General features: G+C 64.9%; 16 protein-coding genes and 1 other RNA gene. 6 read left to right on the top strand and 11 right to left on the bottom strand.

Annotation, left to right across the window (positions count from 1 at the left end; translation table 11 throughout):
* Entirely contained in the window at nt 1-3,036 is a 3,036-nt protein-coding gene (polA, locus tag B5525_RS06745; protein ID WP_079565307.1) for a DNA polymerase I, read from the bottom strand.
* Nucleotides 3,037-3,187: 151 nt separating this feature from the next.
* On the opposite strand from polA, the gene B5525_RS06740 reads away from it, so the two are divergent.
* Complete coding sequence (locus B5525_RS06740) at nt 3,188-3,781, top strand: hypothetical protein (protein WP_079565306.1); 594 nt, start codon at nt 3,188-3,190, stop codon at nt 3,779-3,781.
* 134 nt (nt 3,782-3,915) lie between these two features.
* Here the strand turns inward: B5525_RS06740 and B5525_RS06735 are convergent, their stop codons facing one another.
* A complete protein-coding gene (locus tag B5525_RS06735) occupies nt 3,916-4,983 on the bottom strand; it encodes an acyltransferase family protein (RefSeq protein ID WP_079565305.1) in 1,068 nt (355 codons plus the stop codon).
* A 177-nt stretch (nt 4,984-5,160) separates the two neighbouring features.
* Here B5525_RS06735 and B5525_RS06730 point away from each other — a divergent pair, with 177 nt between their 5' ends.
* Entirely contained in the window at nt 5,161-6,480 is a 1,320-nt protein-coding gene (locus B5525_RS06730) for a UDP-glucose dehydrogenase family protein (protein WP_079565304.1), read from the top strand.
* A gap of 129 nt (nt 6,481-6,609) precedes the next feature.
* Nucleotides 6,610-9,096, top strand: coding sequence for an ATP-dependent helicase HrpB (gene hrpB, locus B5525_RS06725; RefSeq protein ID WP_079565303.1), 2,487 nt, complete (start codon nt 6,610-6,612; stop codon nt 9,094-9,096).
* A gap of 172 nt (nt 9,097-9,268) precedes the next feature.
* On the opposite strand, the gene truA is transcribed toward hrpB, so the two are convergent.
* The 3 genes from truA to def all read right to left on the bottom strand — a co-directional run bounded on the left by truA (nt 9,269) and on the right by def (nt 11,813).
* Nucleotides 9,269-10,006: a tRNA pseudouridine(38-40) synthase TruA gene (truA, locus tag B5525_RS06720; protein WP_079565302.1), complete on the bottom strand. Its 738-nt coding sequence runs from the start codon at nt 10,004-10,006 to the stop codon at nt 9,269-9,271.
* Nucleotides 10,007-10,164: 158 nt separating this feature from the next.
* Nucleotides 10,165-11,097, bottom strand: a complete 933-nt coding sequence (gene fmt / locus B5525_RS06715; RefSeq protein WP_079565301.1) for a methionyl-tRNA formyltransferase — start codon at nt 11,095-11,097, stop codon at nt 10,165-10,167.
* Nucleotides 11,098-11,285: 188 nt separating this feature from the next.
* A complete protein-coding gene (gene def, locus B5525_RS06710) occupies nt 11,286-11,813 on the bottom strand; it encodes a peptide deformylase (RefSeq protein ID WP_079565300.1) in 528 nt (175 codons plus the stop codon).
* 190 nt (nt 11,814-12,003) lie between these two features.
* Here def and B5525_RS06705 point away from each other — a divergent pair, with 190 nt between their 5' ends.
* Together B5525_RS06705 and B5525_RS06700 are read left to right on the top strand one after the other, a co-directional pair.
* Nucleotides 12,004-13,212 carry a DNA recombination protein RmuC gene (locus tag B5525_RS06705; protein WP_079565299.1) on the top strand — a complete coding sequence of 403 codons (1,209 nt, stop codon included), beginning with the start codon at nt 12,004-12,006 and terminating at the stop codon, nt 13,210-13,212.
* A 338-nt stretch (nt 13,213-13,550) separates the two neighbouring features.
* Complete coding sequence (locus B5525_RS06700; RefSeq protein ID WP_079565298.1) at nt 13,551-14,921, top strand: AmpG family muropeptide MFS transporter; 1,371 nt, start codon at nt 13,551-13,553, stop codon at nt 14,919-14,921.
* A gap of 5 nt (nt 14,922-14,926) precedes the next feature.
* On the opposite strand, the gene B5525_RS06695 is transcribed toward B5525_RS06700, so the two are convergent.
* The 6 genes from B5525_RS06695 to ffs all read right to left on the bottom strand — a co-directional run bounded on the left by B5525_RS06695 (nt 14,927) and on the right by ffs (nt 19,553).
* On the bottom strand, nt 14,927-16,000 hold the full coding sequence (locus B5525_RS06695; protein WP_079565297.1) for a malate/lactate/ureidoglycolate dehydrogenase: 1,074 nt from the start codon (nt 15,998-16,000) through the stop codon (nt 14,927-14,929).
* Nucleotides 16,001-16,029: 29 nt separating this feature from the next.
* Nucleotides 16,030-16,476 carry a hypothetical protein gene (locus tag B5525_RS06690; protein ID WP_079573030.1) on the bottom strand — a complete coding sequence of 149 codons (447 nt, stop codon included), beginning with the start codon at nt 16,474-16,476 and terminating at the stop codon, nt 16,030-16,032.
* A 24-nt stretch (nt 16,477-16,500) separates the two neighbouring features.
* Nucleotides 16,501-17,106, bottom strand: a complete 606-nt coding sequence (gene recR, locus B5525_RS06685) for a recombination mediator RecR (protein ID WP_079565296.1) — start codon at nt 17,104-17,106, stop codon at nt 16,501-16,503.
* A 1-nt stretch (nt 17,107) separates the two neighbouring features.
* On the bottom strand, nt 17,108-17,428 hold the full coding sequence (locus B5525_RS06680; RefSeq protein WP_079565295.1) for a YbaB/EbfC family nucleoid-associated protein: 321 nt from the start codon (nt 17,426-17,428) through the stop codon (nt 17,108-17,110).
* A gap of 20 nt (nt 17,429-17,448) precedes the next feature.
* Nucleotides 17,449-19,290 carry a DNA polymerase III subunit gamma/tau gene (locus B5525_RS06675; RefSeq protein WP_079565294.1) on the bottom strand — a complete coding sequence of 614 codons (1,842 nt, stop codon included), beginning with the start codon at nt 19,288-19,290 and terminating at the stop codon, nt 17,449-17,451.
* 166 nt (nt 19,291-19,456) lie between these two features.
* Nucleotides 19,457-19,553: signal recognition particle sRNA small type (gene ffs / locus B5525_RS06670), an RNA gene on the bottom strand.
* Between the two features lie 273 nt (nt 19,554-19,826).
* Here ffs and B5525_RS06665 point away from each other — a divergent pair.
* Entirely contained in the window at nt 19,827-20,252 is a 426-nt protein-coding gene (locus B5525_RS06665) for an HIT domain-containing protein (protein ID WP_079565293.1), read from the top strand.

The raw sequence follows: 20,252 nt of genomic DNA, 5'->3' as shown, positions 1-20,252 counted from the left end.
CTAATGCGCCTCGTCCCAATTGTTCGCCGCTCGCGCGTCGACATGCAGCGGCACCGAAAGAAGCACCGCCGGGAACGGCGCGTCCTGCATGGTGTGCTGCACCACCGGCAGGGTCGCGGCAACCTCGTCATCGGGCACCTCGAAGATCAGTTCGTCGTGCACCTGCAGCAGCATCTGCGCCGAGAGTTTTTTCTCGGCCAGCGCGTCTTCCATCCGGGTCATGGCACGGCGGATGATGTCGGCGGCGGTGCCCTGCAGTCGCGCATTGATCGCGGCGCGCTCGTTGAAGGAACGGACCGAGGCGTTGCTGGCCTTGATATCCGGATAGTGGCACTTCCGGCCGAACAGGGTCTCGACATAGCCATGCGCGCGGCAGAAATCCCGCGTCGCATCCATGTAGGCGCGGATGCCCGGAAAACGCTCGAAATACTTCTTGATGTAGGCGGAGGCTTCCTCGCGGGCGATGCCGAGCTGGTTGGCCAGCCCAAACGCCGAGATGCCGTAGATGATGCCGAAATTGATCGCCTTGGCCCGTCGGCGCACCTCGCTCGGCATGTCCTTGATCGGCACGCCGAACATTTCCGACGCTGTCATGGCGTGAATGTCGAGCCCGTCGCGGAAGGCCTGCTTCAGCACGGGAATGTCGGCGATCTCGGCCAACAGCCGCAGTTCGATCTGCGAATAGTCTGCCGACACCAGCTTATGGCCGGGCGAAGCGATAAAGGCGCGACGGATCTTGCGGCCGTCCTCGGTACGTACCGGAATGTTCTGCAGGTTCGGCTCGTTCGACGACAACCGCCCGGTAGTGGTCGCCGCCAGCGCGTAAGTGGTGTGCACGCGATGGGTCTGCGGATGCACATAGGTCGGCAGCGCGTCGGTATAGGTCGATTTCAGTTTTGAAACCTGCCGCCATTCCAGGATCTTTTTGGGAAACTCGTGGCCCTGTTCGGCGAGTTCGTCGAGAATCTGCGCCGAAGTTGACCACGCGCCGGTCTTGGTCTTGGTGCCGCCGGGCAATCCCATCTTGCCGAACAGGATGTCGCCGATCTGCTTGGGGCTGCCGACATTGATGGGCTCGCCGGCCAGCTCCTGAAGCTCGGCCTCGACCCTTGCGGCGGTCTGGGCGAATTCGCCCGACAGCCGCGATAATACCTGGCGGTCGATCGAGATGCCGCGCCGCTCCATCCGCGCCAGCACCGAAATCAAGGGCCGCTCCAGCGTCTCATAGACCGCGGTCATGCGCTCGGCGACCAGCCGCGGTTTCAGCACGCGCCATAGCCGCAGGATCACGTCGGCATCCTCGGCCGAATAGGCCGTGGCCTTGTCGATCGCGACCTGGTCGAAGGTCAGCTTGCCCTTGCCGCTGCCGATCAATTCACCGTGGCTGATGGTGGCATGACCGAGCCAGCGCTCGGCCAGCGCATCCAGTCCGTGGGCGTTGCGGCCGGCGTCCAGCGCATAGGACATCAGCTGCGCGTCGTCATGGTTGCGCAAGGTAACGCCGTGCTGCGCCAGCATCACGGCGTTGAACTTGATGTTGAAGCCGATCTTCAGGGTGCCGGCGGATTCCAGCAGCGGCCGCAGCGCCTCCAGCGCCTCGCTGGTTCCGATCTGATCCGGCGCAAGCCCGGCGGCGAACAGGCCCGAGCCGTCGCCGGACTGCTTGTGGCTGAGCGGAATGTAGCAGGCGTCGTTGGGGGCGAGCGCCAGCGCAATGCCGCAGATCTCGGACTGCATCGGGTCGATCGAATTGGCCTTGGCCTCGATCGCGAAATGGCCTGTTTCGTGCACCCGTGCGATCCAGGCGTTGAGCTCGGAGAGCGTGCGGATCGTCGTGTATTTGCTGCGGTCGATCCGCGTCTGGCGCGCTTCCTCCGCGCGCGCCGCGGCAAGCGCGTGCGGGGTGAGCACGACATTGGATTTTTCCGGCTTGCCTTGACTTCTGCCCGCCGCAGGCGCGCCGCTTTTGCCGCTTGCGGCGGAGGGAGACTCCAGCTCGCCAAAAAGATCGCCTCCCGCCGCGCGCGGGGGCGGCGGCGAGCCGGCCGAGCGACCGCTGGTCCCGCTTTTGTTGGTCGCGTCCGCCTCCACATCCGCCGGATCGATCTGGGAATATTCCGAGACGCGGCGCGTCAGGGTGGAAAATTCCATCGCCTTCAGGAAAGCGATCAGCTTGCGCGCGTCGGGCTCGTGCACGGCAAGGTCGTCGAGCGGCACGTCCAGCTCGACCTTGTCGTCGAGCAGCACCAGCTGCCGCGAGATCCGCGCCTTCTCGGCGTTCTCGATCAGCGCCTCGCGCCGCTTCGGCTGCTTGATCTCGCCGGCGCGCTTGAGCAGATTTTCCAGGTCGCCATATTCGACGATCAGTTGTGCCGCGGTCTTGACGCCGATGCCGGGCACGCCGGGCACGTTGTCGGTGGAATCGCCGGCCAGGGCCTGCACCTCGACCACCTTCTCCGGCGGCACGCCGAACTTTTCGATCACCTCGGGAATGCCGATGCGGCGGTCCTTCATGGTGTCGTACATCGTCACCTTGTCGGTGACGAGCTGCATCAGGTCCTTGTCGGAGGAGACGATGGTGGTGATGGCGCCGCGCTCGCCGGCTTCACGGGCGTAGGTCGCGATCAGGTCGTCGGCCTCGAAGCCGCCCTGCTCGAGGCACGGCAGGTCGAAGGCGCGCACGGCCTCGCGGATCAGCGCGAATTGCGGGATCAAATCGTCCGGCGCCGGCGGCCGCTGCGCCTTGTAATCGGGGTAGAGCTTGTTGCGGAACGTGACTTCCGACTTGTCGAACACGATGGCCAGATGGGTCGGCCGGTTGTCCGGCGGCATGTCGCGCAGCAGCTTCCACAACATGTTGCAGAAGCCGAGCACGGCATTGACCTGCAGGCCGTCGGACTTGCGGTTCAGCGGCGGCAGCGCGTGGTAGGCGCGAAAAATATAGGAGGAACCGTCGACCAGAAAGACGTGGTCCCCCTTGGCGGGGGCTTTGGCGGCAACGGGCTTTGCGGAGGCTGTTGGGGCTGTTTTCGGCATGGCCGAAATCTAGGGATTTTTGCGCGGATTGACAGCCTTCGGGACCGGTTGTGCCGGGATTTTTGCCCCGCCCGGGCGCCCCCGAATGAGTTGCATTGCGGGCCGTTCCGTGAACCCCTGCGGGATTGGGGCGGACCCGAAAGGACGAAACATGACCGCGCACCTCGATGAGTTGACGGCGAAGCTGCGATCGGTCGAGGCCGAAATCGAGGCCGAGCTGACAAAGCGGCGGGAAGAGTTGCGCTTCCGCCTCGAGAACCGCAGGATCGTGTTCGAAAAGGAGGTGCTGCGGATCCACCACGAACTCAAGACCCGGGCGGCGCGCTACCTGATCGACGCCAATCCGCTGACGATCCTGAGCGCGCCGGTGATCTATTCGCTGATCGTTCCGATCGCGCTGGTCGACATCTGGGTCATGGCCTATCAGGCGATCTGCTTTCCCATCTACAAGATTCCAAAGGTGCGCCGCCGTGATTATTTGGTGTTCGACCGCCACCATCTCGCCTATCTCAACATCATCGAGAAAATCAATTGCGCCTATTGCTCCTATGCCAATGGCGCGGTCGCGTTTGTGCGCGAGGTGGCGTCGCGCACCGAAGTCTATTGGTGCCCGATCAAGCACGCCCGCCGGATCCTCGGCCCGCATCCGCACTACCAGGGCTTTGCCGATTTCGGTGATGCCGAGGGGTTCCGCGAGAGGATCAAGGACATGAGGGATGGCGTGAAGATTGCGGAGGCGGGGTAGGAAAATTCAGTTGTCGTCACCCGCGAATGCGGGTGACCTAGTACGCCGCGGCCCTTGTGTTCAAACGAGAGGCCTCTGGAACACTAGGCGGCCCGGTCAAGCCGGGCGATGACAGCGGATATGTGGCGCGAAAGCTACTCGGCCGCCTGCAGCGTGGGCCGCGATTTCTTCGGTGCGATCCAGAAGGCTTCGGGGCGCTCGAACAGGAAATTGGCGCCGGCCTTGAGCGCGATCCGCCAGATCGCCAGCGCGCCGAGCACGCCGGCAATGGTGACGACAAGCGAGATCGTGCCGACGTCAGGGATCAACCCTACCCGCAGCAGCAGCGTGCGGGTCGCCGCCATCGGCAGGAAGAAGGCGAGATAGATCACGATGGAATGCTCGCCGCAGAAGCGCAGGAAATCGAGCCGATGCACGCGCGCCAGCAGCGTGCCCATGATGACGATGGCGCAGGCGCCCGATAACCCCAGCAGCAGCGACACCCCGGGCCATTCGCTGCAGCCGAAATAGACCAGGCTGCCGTTGACCAGCGCCCACAGCGTCAATCCGAGAAGCGCCAGCGCGGGCTTTGCGCGCGCGCGATCCGACAGTGCGAACACGTAATCGGCGCAGAGATAGCCGGAATAGAAATAGACGAAGCGCGCGCCAAATTCGTCGATCGCGGTCCAGCCGGTCTCGATATGCGCGCTCTCCAGCAGTGCCAGGACGGTCCAGATCAACAGCGGCGGCAGCTTGCGCGTCGCCTTGGTGACCACAAAGAACACCGGCAGGAGATAGATGAACCACAGCGTGCCGAACGGCTCGATGAAGGATTCAAGATACAGGAAGCCGACATGGGCCCAGCCGCTCTCGGCGGCGAAGCCGGGCGCCTTGAAGCCGAACTGGATCGTCACCCACAGCAGATAGAAATAGGCGAAGTGCACCACCTTGCGGTCGAGATAGGTCCGCCAGTCGCGGTCGATCACCACCGACAGGAACAGCCCCGAGATCAGGAAGAAATCCGGCATCCGGAACGGCTTGGCGAACGCCACCAGCACATGCATGAAGCCGGTCTGGCCGGCGGCCAGTTCCACCCCGAGCACCGAATGCATCATGACCACCATGACGATGCAGATACCCTTGGCGTAATCCACCCAATCGATGCGGCCTGCCGCGGCCTGCGTGGAACGCGTCCTGACGGCGGATGTGCCCATTCCTGTCATCGGTGTCCCTTTTCGGCGCGGCTAAGGCGCATCATCGGTGCTGGTGGTTTCATTCTCCTTTATTCATCCAAATGTCATGCCGATTGACGGAACGTTCCGGTTTCCCCTCGGCGGCAAAATGCTTTAAGACCGCGCCAACATCGGGTTCAACGTTAACCATTCGACGGATTAATAGACATGCGCATCGCGATGATCGGCACGGGCTATGTGGGGCTGGTTTCCGGCGCCTGCTTCGCTGATTTCGGCCACCAGGTTACCTGCGTCGACAAGGATACCGACAAGATCGCGGCCTTGCGCCGCGGCGAAATCCCGATTTTCGAGCCCGGGCTCGATGCGCTGGTGGCCTCCAATGTGAAGGCCGGGCGACTTGATTTCACCACCGATCTCAAGGCGCCGGTCGCCGAGGCCGACGCGGTCTTCATCGCCGTCGGCACGCCGTCGCGGCGCGGCGATGGCCACGCCGATCTGAGTTATGTTCATGCCGCCGCCCGCGAGATCGCGGGCTGTCTGGCCGGCTTCACCGTGGTGGTCACCAAATCGACCGTTCCGGTCGGCACCGGCGACGAGGTCGAGCGCATCATCCGCGAGGCCAATCCCGCGGCCGACGCGGTGATCGCGTCCAATCCGGAGTTTCTGCGGGAGGGCGCAGCGATCCGCGACTTCAAGTTTCCCGACCGCATCGTGGTCGGCACCTCCGACGACCGCGCGCGAAAAGTGCTCGGCGATATCTATCGGCCGCTGTCGCTCAACCAGGCGCCTTTGATGTTTACGGCGCGGCGCACCGCGGAGCTGATCAAATACGCCGCCAACGCCTTCCTCGCCACCAAGATCACGTTCATCAACGAGATCGCGGATCTTTCGGAAAAGGTCGGCGCCGACGTGCAGGAAGTCGCGCGCGGCATCGGGCTCGACAATCGCATCGGCTCGAAATTCCTGCATGCCGGCCCCGGCTTCGGCGGCTCCTGCTTTCCGAAGGACACCCGCGCGCTGGTGAAGATCGCGCAGGATCACGACGTGCATCTGCGGATCGTCGAGGCGGTGCTGACGGTCAACGACAATCGCAAGCGCGCGATGGCGCGCAAGGTCGCGAATGCATCCGGCGGCAGCCTGCGCGGCAAGACCGTCGCCGTGCTCGGCCTCACCTTCAAGCCCGACACCGACGACATGCGCGAGGCGCCGTCGATCCCGCTGGTGACCGGGCTGCTCGACATGGGTGCGAAGGTGCGCGCCCACGATCCGGTCGGCATGGAGCAGGCACGCCGCGAACTGCCCGACATCGAGTATTGCGACGATCCCTATCTTTGCGCGCGCGGCGCCGATGCGCTGGTGATGGTGACGGAATGGGTCCAGTTCCGCGCGCTCGATATGGATCGTCTGAAGAGCGAGTTGGCCCATCCCGTGGTCGTCGATCTCCGCAACATTTATCGCCCCGAAGACATGGCAGCGCACGGTTTTGTCTATGAAAGCGTGGGACGGGCGCCCGTGCCGCGGAAGTGAGTCCTGCTCGTCATTGCCGGGCTTGATCCGGCAATCCATCCCTCTTCAAAGATGATGGATACGCGGGTTAAGCCCGCGTATGACGACCTCATATCGGGCTGCTCGCCCCCGGCGACATCGGATTAACCCGTGCGCACTTTCGACACGCCTCTCCCCATCGACGCAGTGCTCGACGAACTCGCGCGCACGCTTGCGTCGAGAAACGCCGCCGTGCTGGTGGCGCCGCCCGGTGCCGGTAAGACCACGCGGGTGCCGCTGGCGCTGCTCGACGAACCCTGGCTCAAGACAAAGAAGATCATCGTGCTGGAGCCGCGCCGGATCGCGGCCCGCGCCAGCGCCGAGCGCATGGCCAAGACGATCGGGGAGCGGGTCGGCGAGACCGTCGGCTACCGCGTGCGCTTCGGCTCGAAAGTATCGCGCGCGACCCGGATCGAGGTCGTCACCGAAGGCATCTTCTCACGACAGATTCTCGACGATCCCGAACTGAACGGCGTCGCCGCCGTGCTGTTCGACGAGTTTCACGAACGCTCGCTCGATGCCGATTTGGGTTTAGCGCTGGCGCGTGACGCGCAGACGGGACTGCGCGAAGACCTGCGCATTCTCGTGATGTCGGCGACGCTGGATGGGGCGCGGGTGGCGAAACTGCTCGGCGATGCGCAGGTCATATCGAGCGAGGGCCGCGCCTTTCCGGTCGAAACCCGCTATCTCGGCCGCAAGGCCGATGCACCGCTGGAGCGGCAGATGGCGGACGCGATCGCGCTGGCGCTACGCGCCGATCCCGGTTCGGTGCTGGCGTTCCTGCCGGGGGCTGCAGAGATACGCCGCACCCAGAATTTCCTGGCCGAGCGTATCCACGACGCGTCAGTCGAAATCGTGCCGCTGTTCGGCGCGCTCGATGCGTCGGTGCAGGACCGCGCCATCCAGCCGGCGCCGAAGGGCCATCGCAAGGTGGTGCTGGCAACCTCGATCGCGGAAACCTCGCTGACCATCGAGGGCGTGCGCATTGTGGTGGATTCCGGCATGGCGCGGGTGCCGCGCTACGAGCCGGACATCGCGCTGACGCGCCTGGAGACCGTGCGCGCCTCCCGCGCCGCGGTCGACCAGCGCCGTGGCCGCGCCGGCCGCACCGAGCCCGGCGTGTGCTACCGGCTGTGGGACGAACCGCAGACCGCATCGCTTGCGGCCTACACGCAGCCGGAAATCCTCAGTGCCGATCTGTCGTCGCTGGTGCTCGACCTCGCGCAATGGGGCGTCAGCGATCCCGCGACGTTGGCGTTCCTCGATCCGCCGCCCGCGCCCGCGCTGAAGGAGGCAAAGAGCCTGTTGCGTGAGCTCGGCGCGCTCGATGCTGATGAACGCATCACCGCGGAGGGCAAGAGCCTGCGCGCGCTGGCGCTGCCGCCGCGGCTGGCGCGGATGATCGTGGACGCGCATCGGCTGGGCGCGGGCGAAGAAGCTGCCGAAATCGCCGCCGTGCTCACCGAACGCGGGCTCGGCGGCGACAGCGTCGATCTCGATTTCAGGCTAGACCAATTCCGTCGCGACCGTTCGCAACGCGCTTCCAGCGCGCGCTCTCTTGCCCAGCGCTGGGCATCGCAGGTGGCGGCCACCGAAGGATCGCCACGCGGAGATATTTCGCCCTCGACCGGCGTGATGCTGGCCTTTGCCTTTCCCGACCGCGTCGCGCGCAACCGCGGCAATGGCAGCTTTGTGCTCGCCAACGGCCGCGGCGCCGCGGTCGACCAGGCATCGGCGCTGGCGCGCACGCCCTATATCGCGGTCGCGGAATTGACGGGCACCGCGGCCCAGGGGCGGATCCTGCTGGCGGCGCCGATCGCGCAGGACGAAATCGAGCGGCACTTCGCCGACCAGATCGAGACCGCAGACGAGATTTCGTTCGATCGGGGCGCGCTGGCCTTGCGGGCGCGGCGCCGGAAAACCCTGCACGCGATCACGCTGTCGGAAGCGCCCTTGGCACTGCAGCCCTCGGCCGAGACGGCGCCTGTGCTGGCCGATGGCTTGATTTCGGTCGGCCTCGATAAACTGCCGTGGTCGAAATCCGCAAAACAGTGGCGTGACCGCGTGATGTTCCTGCGCAAGGCTGAGGGCGAGACTTCGGAGCATTCCTGGCCCGATCTGTCCGACGACGCGCTCGCCGCGCAGCGTGAGGCTTGGCTGGTGCCGGCGCTGTACGACAAGATTTCGCTGAAGGAATTTTCATCCGGCGATCTATCGGAAGCGCTGATGACGCTATTGCCGTGGGAATTGCGCGCGCGGCTGGAGCGCGAAGCGCCGACCCATTTCGAGGCGCCGACCGGGACCGAGCTTGCCATCGACTACGAGGCCGAGCAGGGGCCGACCATTGCGGTTCGCCTGCAGGAATTGTTCGGACTCAACACCCATCCTTCGATTGCAAACGGTAAAATCCCGTTGGTGCTGGAACTGCTGTCGCCGGCGCAGCGGCCGGTGCAGGTGACGCGCGACCTGCCGGGTTTTTGGCGTGGCAGTTATGCAGGAGTCCGATCCGATCTGCGCGGCCGCTACCCCCGGCACCCCTGGCCGGAGGACCCCGCCAGCGCCCCGCCGACCCGGCGCGTCAAGCCGCGGGGAACGTGATCCATCGCTCCCTCGCCCCGCTCTTGCGGGGCCGAGACGGGCGTAGCTCGCTCCGAGAGGGCTGGGGTGAGGGGCTGCCTCACCGGACCGAATGCGCGGAGAATCCCCCCATCCGAAATTCGCAAGCGCGAATTTCGACGTCTCCCCGCAAGCGGGGCGCGGTCAAGAAATCTCAATAATCCACCCTTACCAGATACAGCCCTTCCGGCGGCGCGACCGGGCCGCAGGCGGCGCGGTCGCGGGCGGCCAGCGCTGCGGCGAGATCGTCGGGGCTCCAGCGGCCGTCGCCGACCCACATCAGCGATCCCACCATCGAGCGCACCTGGCTGTGCAGGAACGAGCGCGCCGAGGTGATGATGTTGATCGCATCGACGTCTCTGACGACGTCGAGCTGGTCGAGTGTTTTCTCCGGCGATTTCGCCTGGCATTCGGTATCGCGAAATGTCGTGAAATCGTGCTTGCCGACCAGTCTTTGCGCGGCTTCGTGCATGGCATCGGTATCGAGCGGCCGAGGCAGGCGCCAGGCGCGGCCGATGTCGAGCGCGAGATTGGCGCGGCGATTGGATATCCGATAGCGATAATGCCGCTTTTTAGCGGAGAATCGCGCCTCGAAATCATCCGGCACGATATCCGCACTGAGCACGCCGATCGGATGCGGCCGCAAATGCGCGTTCAGCCCGTCGCGGAATCGTCCCGGCACGAAATGTTTGGCGATGTCGCAATGCGCGACCTGGCCCAGCGCATGCACGCCGGCGTCGGTGCGGCCCGCGCCGTGAACGCGGACCTGTTCGCCGCAGATCGCCCTGACCGCGTCCTCCAGCGCGCCCTGCACCGACGGGCCGTTGTCCTGGATCTGCCAGCCGCAGAACGGCGTGCCGTCATATTCGATGGTGAGTTTGTAGCGGGGCATGTAACTCCAACAGCGCATCCCAGGAGGTCGTCATCATCCGCGAAAGCGGATGATCCAGTATTCCAGAGACGTCCATCATAGAACCGTGAGGCCGCGGCGTACCGGATACCCCGCCTTCGCGGGGTATGACAGTCTTATACTTGCGCGGGGCGTCAGCATTACGCGAGCCGCAGCGGCGGCTTCAGCGGGGTGCCGCGCAGAAATTCCTCCGCCTTCATCGGTGCCTTGCCGGCGCGCTGCAGTTCGAGGATGCGGACCGCGCCTTCGCCGCAGGCAAAGCTGAGACGGTAGTCCAGCAATTCGCCCGGCGCACCGGCGCCATCGGCGATCGCGCAGCGCAAGATCTTGACGCGTACCGGCTGGCCCTCGATCGGCATCTCGCACCAGGCGCCGGGAAACGGCGACAGTCCGTGAATATGGCGCAGCACCGCGCGCGCAGGCCGGCTCCAGTCGATCCGCGCCTCGGCCTTGTCGATCTTGGCCGCATAGCTGACGCCCGCTTCGCTCTGTCTTGTCAGCTGCAGCATGCCGCGTTCGAGCGCGCCGATCGCGCGCACCATCAGGTCGCCGCCGAGCCGCGCCAGCGCGTCGTGCAGATCGCTCGCCGTCATCGCATCCGTGATCGCGATGCGCTCGGCCATCGCCACGTCGCCGTTATCGAGGCCAGCGTCCATCTTCATCACCATCACGCCGGTCTCGGCATCGCCTGCCATGATGGCGCGGTTGATCGGCGCCGCCCCGCGCCAGCGCGGCAACAGCGAGGCATGCAGGTTGAAGCAGCCTAGCTTTGGGGTATCGAGAATGGCCTGGGACAGGATCATGCCATAGGCGACGACCACGGCCGCATCCGCATCGTGCGCGCGAAAGGCCTCCAGCGCTTCCGGCGTCTTCAGCGTGGTCGGTGTTTCCACGGCAATGCCGAGCCGCCGCGCCTCCTGTTCGACCGGTGTTGCCTGCAGCTTCATGCCGCGCCCCGCGGGTTTTGCCGCGCGGGTATAGACGGCCGCGATCTCATGGCCATGGGCCACGAGCTCGAGCAGCGTCGGCACCGAGAAATCGGGCGTGCCCATGAAGATCAGGCGAAGGGACATGGCCGTGCAGGCTTCCTTTTGAACCAAGCATCAAGATAGCGAGCGTCATCCTGAGGTGCGAGCACTTGCGAGCCTCGAAGGATGGCGCAGGAAAGACTATCGACCTCGTCCGCCGTCGCCCTTCGAGGCTCGGCGCCCTGGGGCGCCTTCGCACATCAGGGTGACGGCACCTCGATACGCGGCCGAATCTACTCCACCGCCCGCTTCGCCGCCTTGGCGAATTTCTTCAGCACCCGGTCGCGCTTCAGCTTCGACAAATAATCCACGAACAGTACGCCATTGAGATGATCGATCTCGTGCTGGATGCAGGTGGCGAACAGGCCCTCGGCGTCTTCCTCGTGCACCTTGCCATCGAGATCGGTGAAGCGCACCCGCACCTTCGCGGGCCGCTCGACTTCTTCGTAATATTCGGGGATCGACAGGCAGCCTTCCTCGTAGACCGACATCTCCTCCGACGACGACAAGATTTCCGGATTGATGAAAACCCGCGGCTGCGGCTTGGTCTCGCCGTCCTCGCTCTTCTTGGCGAGATCCATCGTGATCAGCCGCAGCGGTTGCGCGACCTGGATCGCCGCAAGCCCGATGCCGGGCGCGTCGTACATCGTCTCGAACATGTCGTCGGCGAGCTTGCGAATCTCGGCCGTGACCTTTTCGATTGGCTTGGAGACCAGCCGCAACTGCTTGTCCGGCAGAATGATGATTTCTCGGAGTGCCATGATTTCTCTGGATACTTTGGCGGGCGATTTAAGCGGTTGATTTGCCGGGGTCAATGCGTGCCCTGCGGCCGTTCAGGGTTCGTTAACCATGAATTTTAGGGAAGCGTTAACCACGAAAATTAATCCTCGGTTAACCATAAATGTTCCCTATTCGTTCGCGTTCAAGGCCGAATCGGATACAAGGGACAGCATGAACGAGATTCTTTTCACGATCGGTGACCTGCCGGTCCGCACCGGTGCGGCACTGATCGGCTTCGCCGCGCTGGCGCTGCTCCTGCTCCTGATCATCGCCATCGTGATGGCGCGCGCGGGCCGGCGCGGCGCCGAGCTCGCGATGGCGCAGGCGATCCGCGCAGACGAGCTGGAAGAGCGCTTGAGCGAAATGATGCGCGCGCAGAGCGAGGCCACCGGCCGCGTCGATGCGATGGGACAGGCGCTGGCCGGCCGCCAGGCCGAGATGGCGCGGGCCGTCAGCGAGCGGCTGGATTCGGTGACCCATCGGGTCGGCCAGTCGATGGAGCAGACCACCCGCAACACCATGGACAGTCTGCGCGTGCTGCACGAGCGGCTCGGCATCATCGACAACGCCCACAAGAACCTCACCGACCTGACTTCGCAGGTGACCACGCTGCGCGACGTGCTGGCCAACAAGCAATCGCGCGGCGCCTTCGGCCAGGCCCGCATGGAGGCGATCGTCCAGGACGGCATGCCGAAGGGCGCTTACGAATTCCAGTTCACGCTCTCGACGGGAAAACGGCCGGACTGCGTGGTGTTCCTGCCCGATCAGCGCCCGCTCTGCATCGACGCGAAATTCCCGCTGGAAGCGATGACCGCGCTGCACGACGCCCGCAGCGACGAGGAAAAGAAGATCGCCACGCAGCGGCTGCGCGGCGACGTCATGAAGCATGTCAGCGACATCGCGGAAAAATACCTGATTGCCGGCGAGACCCAGGACACCGCGCTGATGTTCGTGCCCTCGGAATCGGTCTATGCCGAAATCCACGATGGTTTCGACGACGTGATCCAGAAAGCCTACCGCGCCCGCGTCGTGCTGGTGTCGCCGTCGCTATTGATGCTGGCGATCCAGGTGATGCAGCAGATCCTCAAAGACGCCCGGATGCGCGACGCCGCCGACCAGATCCGCACCGAAGTGCTCAATCTCGGCGACGATCTCGGCCGCCTGCGCGACCGCGTGCTGAAACTGCAGAAGCATTTTGGCGACGTCAACGAGGACGTCCGCCAGATCCTGATTTCCGCCGACAAGATCGAAAAGCGCGCCGGCCGCATCGAGGAGCTGGATTTCAGCAAGGCCGAGCCGGTGGCCGAACTGCCCCGCCTCGTCAAGGCTGAGACGCCCGAGTTGTTCCCGCTGCCGCGCAAGCTGCAGGCAGGGGAGTAGGTTCGGGTTTCTTCACCTCGTCCCCGCATGGCGCGGGGAAAACAGGTGTCATCGCGAGCCTGGAAAATCCGGCTGATTGAAGAGCTCAATCCCAATTGCGCTGATCTCTATCCTGGCATAGCCGGCGCCTGAATACTCTTCGCCTCTACCCCCCTTCTCTGTCATACCCCGCGAAGGCGGGGTATCCAGTACGCCGCGCTCTTTGAGATTAGGCCGAGGCGTCGCGGAATACTGGATCGTCCGCCTTCGCGGACGCTGACAGCTGAGTAAACGTCCCACGGATCAAGCCGGGCGATGACAATATCATTTGTTGCACTCGAATCTGCTAACACCCCTCCATGACCGCACCGGAAGCCGCGCCTCCATCATCTGAAAATCCCGCCGCGCCCCGCGCCTCCTGGCGCGATAGCCTGGCGGTTTATCTGCAGCGGCGGGTACTGATCGTGATGCTGCTTGGGTTTTCGTCCGGGCTGCCGCTGGCGCTGTCGGGCTCGACGCTGCTGGTATGGATGCGCGAATCCGGCGTCGATCTCGGCACCATCGGCCTGTTCGCGCTGGTCGGCACCCCCTATACGCTGAAATTTTTGTGGGCGCCGCTGACCGACGCGCTGCATGTTCCGCTGTTCACGCGCGCCTTCGGCCGCCGTCGTGGCTGGCTGGTGTGCTCGCAATTGCTGCTGATTGTTTCGATCCTGCTGCTGGCGCTGACGGACCCGGCGCGCTCGCCGCTGTTCGTGGCGTTCGGCGCCTTGCTGGTCGCGGCGATGTCGTCGACCCAGGACATCGTGGTCGATGCGTTCCGCGTGGAAAGCCTGCCCGAAAGCGAGCAGGCCGCCGGCATGGCGTCCTATGTCGCGGCCTATCGGATCGGCATGCTGGTCTCGACCGCCGGCGCACTGTTTTTGGTGAGCGCCTATGAAGGCACCGGTCTTCCGCGCTCGTCCGCCTGGATGTGGGGTTATGTGACGATGGCCGCCCTTGTGCTGATTGGCACCGCCACCGCGCTATTCGCCACCGAGCCCGAACAATCGGCGCGCGCGGAGGCCGCAACCAGCACCGAGACCGCGCTGGCGCGCGTGACCCAGGCCGCGGTCGGCGCTTTCTCCGAATTCCTGGTTCGCAAGGATGCGCTCGCGGCACTCGCCTTCGTGGTGCTGTTCAAATTCACCGATGCGTTTTCCGGAACCATGACGGCGCCATTCGTGATCGACCTCGGCTTTTCCCGCAACGACTACGCCGCCATCGTCAAGGGCGTCGGCCTTGCGGCGACTCTGATCGGCGGCTTTGCCGGCGGCTTCGTGGCGCGCCGCTATTCGCTTGCCGCGAGCCTGTGGATCGGCGGCGTGCTGCAGGCGATCGCCAATCTGTCGTTCTCCTGGCTCGCGATCGTCGGCGTCAATCAATGGGCGCTGGCGTTTGCCATCACGGCGGAAAACTTCACCAGCGCCATCGGCACCGTGATCTTCGTCGCCTATTTGTCGGCGCTGTGCCAGAACCCGCTGCATACCGCGACCCAATACGCGCTGCTCACTGCGCTCGCCGCGGTTGGGCGCACCTATCTGTCGTCGGGCGCGGGGTTCGTGGCCAAGCTGACGGGGTGGCCGCTGTTCTTCGCGATCTGTGTCGCGGTCGCGGTGCCGAGCCTGATGCTGCTGTCGTGGCTGCAGCGCCGCGGGCATTTTGCGGAGCTGGAGACGGCGAAGGTCTGACGAGTTTAACTCGCCAGCTTCTCGATCGCCGCGTTGTCCAGGCCTACCTTGGCGCCGGCGGCGACGATCTCCTGCCAGGTGGTGGGGTCGACCGGGATGCCCGCGGCCAGGCGCTGCTTCTTCCATTCTCGTTCCGGCTCGCCGGCGATCTTCACACGGTCCACGCCTTCGGCGGGCGGCGAGGCGATGTGCCAGGCGACGAAGCTTTCCATCTCGCGCGCCAGGTTCTCGCCGGTGCCCATTTTGGCGGGATCGATCAGAATCGAAAACATGCTGTTGATCACCTTGCGGCCGGCGTCCGGCTTGCCGCTCAGGGTCTTGCCGCCCGAGAGCGCGCCACCCAGGAGTTCGCAGATCAGAGCCAGGCCCGAGCCCTTGTGCTCGCCGAACGGCAGGATCGCGCCCGACGGCTCGATCACGGTAAAGCGCGGGTCGGTCGAGGGGTTGCCGTGGTCGTCGATGATGGTGCTGGGGGCCAGCTGTTCGCCCTTGTTGTAGGCCACGCGGGTCTTGCCCTGGGCGATCTTGCTGGTGGCGAAGTCGAGCACGATGGGGTCTTTTCCCGGCCGCGGGATGCCGACGCAAAACGGGTTGGTGCCGTGGCGCGCGTCGCGGCCGCCAAAGGGGGCGACGATCGGCCGCGCCAGCACGTTGACGAAATGGATGGAAACCAGGCCGTGGCCGATGCACTGCTCGGCCCAATGGCCGATGCGGCCGATGTGATGCGAGTTGGACAGACCGACCACGCACACGCCGTTGCGCTTGGCGCGCTCGGCGCCCAGTTCCATCGCCTCAAAACCCATCACCTGGCCGTAGCCGACATTGCCATCGAGGGTGAGCATGGCGCCGCCGTCCATCACCACGCCGACATGCTGGTTGATCTTGAGTCCGCCTTCCTTCATCGCGTCGATGTAGCGCGGCACCATGCCGACGCCGTGCGAGTCATGGCCCTTCAGGTTGGCTTCGACCAGGTTGGTGGCGACCAGATCGGCTTCGCGGTCGGATGAGCCGCCCGCCTTGACGATGCTGCGAACCACGCTGGTGAGGGAATCGGCTTTGACGGTGCGATAATCGGCCATGATGTCTTGTCTCGTTTGGCGATGGTTAATCAGTGCTTCGTCACCACGCTCCATTTGGTGACAACGGCTTCGCTCATCTGGCCGGCATCCTGCGCGCAGGCGACCTCGTCGACCTTGAGCGAGACTTCCTTGCCGATGAAACCCCTCAACTGCGCCGCCTGGGCGTCGCTGTTGGTGACGATCTGAAACGTCTCCGGACCGGTTTCCAGGCCGCACAACCCGTTCGGCGGTGGCAGCCGGCGCGGCTCGCTGGTGAGCTGATAGGTGGAGACGCGCTTGCCCTTGATGTCGGCACGCAGCCGCATGGCGTTGAGCTCTCCCGACAGCACGTCGCCGGCATGGATCGGCTTGCCCGGTTTCGGCGCGGGCTCGGCCTGCTGCGCCCAGGCCTGCTGCGCGAAGCTGGCAGGCGCGGCTGACGTCACCGCGATCATCATGCCCAAGGCCAGCCGTTTGCCGAATCTTCGTTTCGTCATGTCGATCATTTCCGTGTCTGGTGGTTAGAACAGGGTCCGCTGTCGCATCGCCGCGGACAAGGTGCCTTCGTCGAGATAATCGAGTTCGCCGCCGACCGGCACGCCGTGGGCGAGCCGCGTCACCTTGACGTTCGCCTCCTGCAGGAGGTCGGTGATGTAGTGCGCCGTGGTCTGGCCGTCGACGGTGGCATTGAGCGCGAGGATGATCTCCTGAACCTGCGGATCGTGGGCGCGCTTGACGAGCGCCTCGATGGTCAGGTCCTGCGGGCCGACGCCGTCGAGCGGCGACAACGTCGCCCCCAGCACGTGATAGCGCCCGCTGGTCGCATGCGCTCGCTCCAGCGCCCAGAGGTCGGCGACGTCGGCGACCACGACGATGATCGAGCCGTCGCGTCGCGGATCGGTGCATACCGTGCAGGGATTCTGGGTGTCGATATTGCCGCAGGTCTTGCAGACCTGGATCTTGTCGATCGCCACCTGCAGCGCCGCGGAGAGCGGCGTCATCAGCGCCTCGCGCTTCTTGATCAGGTGCAGCGCCGCGCGCCGCGCCGAACGCGGGCCGAGCCCCGGCAGCCGCGCCAGGAGCTGGATCAGGCGTTCGATTTCGGGGCCGGCAACCGCAGTGGCCATATCAGGTGAGGCCCAGTCCCGGCGGCAGGCCCATTCCGCCGGTCAGCGCCTGCATCTTTTCGGCCATCGCGGCTTCCGCCTTGCGCCGCGCTTCATTATGCGCGGTCACCAGCAGGTCTTCGAGGATTTCGCGCTCGTCCGCCTTCATCAGGCTGGGGTCGATCTTGACCGCCTTCACTTCCATCTTCGCGGTCATGCGCACGCTGACCAGGCCACCGCCGGAAATGCCCTCGACCTCGACATGGCCGAGCTCTTCCTGCATCTCCTGCATCTTCGACTGCAGCTGCGCCGCCTGTTTCATCATGCCGAGAAAATCAGCCATGAGTGTTTCCTCGTCTCTCGCTATGGATCGTCGCTGTCGGGGGTCTCGGCGGGGTCTTCACCGCTAGCATCGGATTCCGGCGGCTCCGGGGCAAGCCTGCGCACCTCGACCACCTTGGCGCCGGGAAACCGCGCCAGCACTTCCTGCACCCGCGGATCGGCCTCGGCGGCGCGCTCGCGCTGATTCCTCGCGGCTTCGTTCAGCGAACGCACCGTTGGTTGGCCTGCTTCGTTGGATACGATCACGGTCCAGCGCCGGCCGGTCCATTGCTCGAGCTTGCGGGAGAGATCGTTGATCAGCGTGCGCGCCGCGCTGCGCTCCATCGCCACCTCTAGCCGGCCGTCCTCGATGCGGACCAGGCGGACGTCGGCTTCGAGCGCGGCCTTGGTCTGCAGGTCGCGCTTCTCGGCGGCGAGCGCCACCAGTTCCGGGAAGCTCGCGATCCGCCGCGCCGAAGGCGCTGCCTGCGCGTCGGACGCCTGTGCGATCATTTGGGGCCGCGGCGAGGCCTCGGCATTGGTTCGGGGCGCGCTGGACATCCGCGCGGACGATGGCTGGGCCGCCGACATTGTCGGGGCCGGCGCGCTGCGCGGCGCGGCGGTTTCGGCCGTCACCGGCGACGATGCGCCGCCATTCTGCTCGATCATCCGGATCGCCTCGTCCGGCGTCGGCATGTCGGCGACATAGGCGATGCGCACCAGCACCATTTCCGCCGCCGCGACCGGACGGGTCGCTACCTGTGCCTCGGCGATGCCCTTGAGCAGCATCTGAAACATCCGCGACAGCACCCGCATCGAGAGCTTGGCGGCGAAGTCGCGCCCGCGCAGCCGTTCGGTCTCGCTGAAGGCGACATTGTCGGCGATCCCGGGAATCACCTTGACCCGGGTGACGAAATTGACGAACTCGGCGAGATCGGACAGCACCACGATCGGATCGGCGCCGACATCGTACTGCTCGCGAAATTCCCCGAACGCACTGGTGATATCGCCGCGCGCCAGCGAATCGAACAGATCGATCACCCGGGTGCGGTCGGCCAGCCCGAGCATCTGCCGCACGGCATCGGCACGGACGAGACCCGCCGCATGCGCGATCGCCTGATCGAACAGCGACAGCGAATCGCGCACCGAGCCCTCGGCGGCGCGGGCGATGATCCCCAGCGCTTCCGGCTCGACCTCGACGTTTTCCTTTGCCGCGATGCTGCCGAGATGCTTCATCAGCACGTCGGCCTCGACCCGGCGCAGATCGAAACGCTGGCAGCGTGACAGCACCGTCACCGGCACTTTGCGGATTTCGGTGGTCGCAAATACGAATTTGGCGTGCTCCGGCGGCTCTTCCAGCGTCTTCAGGAAGGCGTTGAACGCCGCCGTCGAGAGCATGTGGACTTCGTCGATGATGTAGACCTTGTAGCGGGCGCTGGCCGGCGCGTAGCGCACGCTGTCGTTGATCTGGCGCACGTCATCGACACCGGTGTGGGACGCGGCGTCCATTTCCAGGACGTCCATGTGCCGGCTTTCCATGATCGCCTGGCAATGCACGCCGAGCATCGGCATGTGGATGGTCGGGCCCTTCACCGAGCCATCCGGCAGCTCGTAATTCAGCGCGCGGGCGAGGATCCGCGCCGTGGTGGTCTTGCCGACCCCGCGTACGCCGGTCAGGATCCAGGCCTGCGGAATCCGCCCGGTCTCGAACGCGTTCGAAACGGTGCGGACCACGGCATCCTGGCCGATCAAATCCTCGAAACTGGAGGGACGGTATTTGCGTGCCAGTACCCGGTAATGCTTGCCGGCTTCCGGCCCGGATCCGGCCTTTGGCGCGCCTTGCGCATCGTTGGGGGGCATCAGGGGAACGCCAGCATCGGTCATCGATCGATCCGCAACTCTGATTGTCTTTCGAAGCCGGCGTGCGGAACTTAGCTTACGCGCATTCTGATCGCAAAACCGGTATCCACTTTTGCGGAATACGCGCCGAAACGGAATCCAGCGCCGGACGGGGGATAGCCCATCTTGCGCGATTCGCTCGAAAAAACAGGTAGGAGACTGACGAGCGACCCGATCCGGACCTCGTTAGGGCTGCTTCCTTCCGGACCTGACCCGGTTGGCGAGTGGCTCGTCCACCGCCAATCTCCCGGCCCCTATTTGGGGCCAAAAGGGCCGGAAAGCAAGCAGGACCTCCGTCGTCATACCCCGCCACCGGGTCTCGCCTGCGGCGAGCCCGATGACAGGCTCCAGCGGGGTATCCAGTACGCCGCGGCTCCTCGGCTCCATTGGGCTGCTCTGGAATACTGGATCATCCGCTTTCGCGGATGACGACGCCTTGATATGACACTGCCAGCGGTGTCCATTTCAGGCCACTTCAGACCAAAGCCATCGGGAAAATGATGGACGCACCAGGAACGCACATGCCTTCTGACGCCCCCGCATGGTCGCTGCATTCACAGCTCACGAAAGACACCATCGATATCGGCGACCTGCCGTTGTGCCGCGTGCTCGTGGTCAAGGACGCGCATTATCCTTGGCTGTTGCTGGTGCCGCGCCGGCCCGAGGCCGTGGAGATCATCGACCTCGACGAGGTCGAGCAAGCACAATTGATGACGGAAATCAGCCGCACCGCGCGCGCGCTCAAGGACGTCACCCACTGCGACAAGCTGAATATCGCAGCCCTCGGCAACGCGGTGCCGCAACTGCATGTCCATCTGATCGCGCGCCGTACCAGCGACATCGCCTGGCCGCGTCCGGTCTGGGGAGTGGCGCCGCCGCTGGCGCATGACGCCGAGGAAGTACAGAAATTCATCAGCGCGCTTCGCCGCAAGATCTGGCTTGGTTAG

This window comes from Bradyrhizobium erythrophlei (assembly GCF_900129505.1).
GTDB classification, from domain to species: domain Bacteria; phylum Pseudomonadota; class Alphaproteobacteria; order Rhizobiales; family Xanthobacteraceae; genus Bradyrhizobium; species Bradyrhizobium erythrophlei_D.
The sequence above is the reverse complement of the archived record's forward strand: the minus strand, read 5'-3'. Positions and strand labels throughout refer to the sequence as shown.